The 2,135-nt window shown below is 69.6% G+C and carries 3 protein-coding genes; all 3 read right to left on the reverse strand.

Annotated elements, in window-relative coordinates:
• Positions 1–541, reverse strand: a 541-nt coding sequence (locus WBL05_RS09105; RefSeq protein WP_424225380.1) for a ribonuclease H family protein, incomplete at its 3' end; no start/stop codon positions are given.
• Positions 542–610: 69 nt separating this feature from the next.
• Entirely contained in the window at positions 611–1,744 is a 1,134-nt protein-coding gene (locus WBL05_RS09110) for an ABC transporter permease (protein WP_424225381.1), read from the reverse strand.
• A partial coding sequence (locus tag WBL05_RS09115; protein WP_424225382.1) for an ABC transporter permease subunit occupies positions 1,741–2,135 on the reverse strand: 395 nt, incomplete at its 5' end. The genes WBL05_RS09115 and WBL05_RS09110, both read right to left, overlap by 4 nt.

A 2,135-nucleotide genomic window follows, 5' to 3' on the forward strand; every position in this document is an offset into this window, starting at 1 on the left:
CGGCGGAGCGGGTCCCGGACTCAGCAGCGGAATCGCTACCCGCAGCCGAGTCCTTCCCCCTAGCGCTCCCGCCCCCCGCAAGCTGCAGGCCCGGCCCCCGGTCGATGGTGCCGCCGGTCTGGTACGCCATCGCTACCGCCCGGGCCCGCTCATCAGCCGCTTCGTTCATCGCATGACCCGCGTGCCCGCGAACCCACTCGAAGCTGACGTCGCGGCCGCGCAACTCCTCGTCCAGCGCCTTCAGCAGGTCCTGGTTGAGCACCGGCTTGCCGTCCGCCTTTCGCCAGCCTCGCCGCTTCCACCCAGGCATCCACCTGGTCACCGAATTGATCACGTACTGGCTGTCGCACAGCACCTTCAGCGGTTCGTCGGCTACCGGTTTGGTGGCGCGCAGCAACGACAGCACCGCCTGCAACTCCCCCTTGTTGTTGGTGCCGGACGGCCAACCGCCGGCCTCCCAGTTGTCGTCATCGATGTACCACGCCCAACCGGCCGGACCGGGGTTGGACAGGCTCGACCCGTCAACGGCAGCGACGATCATGGGGCCCAGTGTGGCACCCCGGCCGCGCCAGGGCCGATAGTGGGGGCCAGGTTGAACGAAGGGGTGGCCTCACTGCTCAGCCTGGTAGTTCTGTCCGCTGGCGGCCGGCGCCCGTACCCGGCCGACCACCCCCGCGACGGCAACGATGGTGGCCACGTACGGCAGGATCAACAGCAGCTGCGAGTTGACCGGGGTCCCCAATGTCTGGGTCTGTCCGGCCAACTGCATGACGAAGCCGAATCCGAGCGCCATCAGCGCCACCCGACCGGGCTGCCAGCGTCCCATGATCAACGCAGCCAACGCGATGAATCCATAGCCGGAAGTGATGTTGCGGCTGAACTGCCCCACCGTCGCCAGGGTGAAGAAGCAACCACCGAGCCCGGCGAACGCGCCCCCGACCAGCACCGCCTGCCAGCGCAACCTGCGCACGTCCAGACCGGCCGACGCCACCGCCGGTGGGTGCTCTCCCACTGCCCGGACCCGAAGCCCCCACTTGGTCCGGAACAGCAACAGCCAGACCACCGGCACCGACGCCGCCGCCAGCCCAGCCAGCAACCAGCGGTTCATCACCGGCGCCGAGTTGAATACCAGCGGTTGCGGAACCATGATCTGCGCGGACCAGAATCCGGTCAGCCCGACCGCCAGCAGGTTGAGCACGATGCCCAGCATCACCTGTCCCACCAGCGCCTGGATCGAGAAGAACGCCAGCAGCGCCGCCATCACCAGCCCGGCCAGCACCCCGGCGAGCAGTCCGAATGCCAGCACGCCGGTCACCGATGCGACGATGGTGGAGGCGAATGCAGCCAGCAGGAACTGTCCCTCGATGCTGATGTTCACCACGCCCGCCCGCTCGCACAGCAGTCCGCCCAATCCGCCGAGAACCAGCGGTGTCGCGTAGGCCACCGAGCCGGCGACCTGGTTGCCGACCAGGAACGGCAACACCGACCCGGCCGCCGCCCAACCGATGAAGCCGACCACCAGGGCCGTCAACCCGACCAGGGCGCTCCAGCGGCGTCCCACCACGGCCGCGACCGCAGCCACCCCTGCGCAGATCAGCACCAACGCCCGCCCGGGCAACCGCACCGTCGGCAGCCGGAACCGATCGAACTGGCCGGAGAACGCGAACAGCGCGTCACCGCTGGTGACCACCGCCAGCCCCAGCAACGCGATCGTCGCCAGCACGGCGAGCCGTCGTCGGTTCATCGCAGCGCCCGCCACAAACTTGGAGTGGCGACCGCCAGCACGATGACCGCCTGGATCACGTTCACCAGGTCGAACGGAGTGCCGGCCTGGGTCTGCATGGTGAGCGAGCCGGCCCGCAGCGCCCCCACCAGCACACCGGCGACCACGATGCCGACCGCCCGTCCCCGGCCCAGCATCGCCACCGTGATGGCGTCCCAACCGACGCTGCCCACCAGCGAATCGGACAGCGGAGTGGGCGATCCGTGCACATCCGGCGCCAGCGCGACGACAGCCCCGGCCAGCCCAGCCAGCAACCCGGACACCGTCATCGCCCGGACCACCGTCCACGCCACTGCGATGCCGTTGGTGTCGGCCGCCAACGGGTTGAACCCGACCGCCCGCAGCTCCAGCC

The sequence above is a fragment of the Brooklawnia sp. genome, from assembly GCF_049651565.1.
GTDB lineage: Bacteria > Actinomycetota > Actinomycetes > Propionibacteriales > Propionibacteriaceae > Brooklawnia.

Bases quoted from the DNA above. Each gene is read 5' to 3' on its own strand.
- WBL05_RS09110 (WP_424225381.1), bottom strand. From the start codon at position 1,744: ATGAACCGACGACGGCTCGCCGTGCTGGCGACGATCGCGTTGCTGGGG.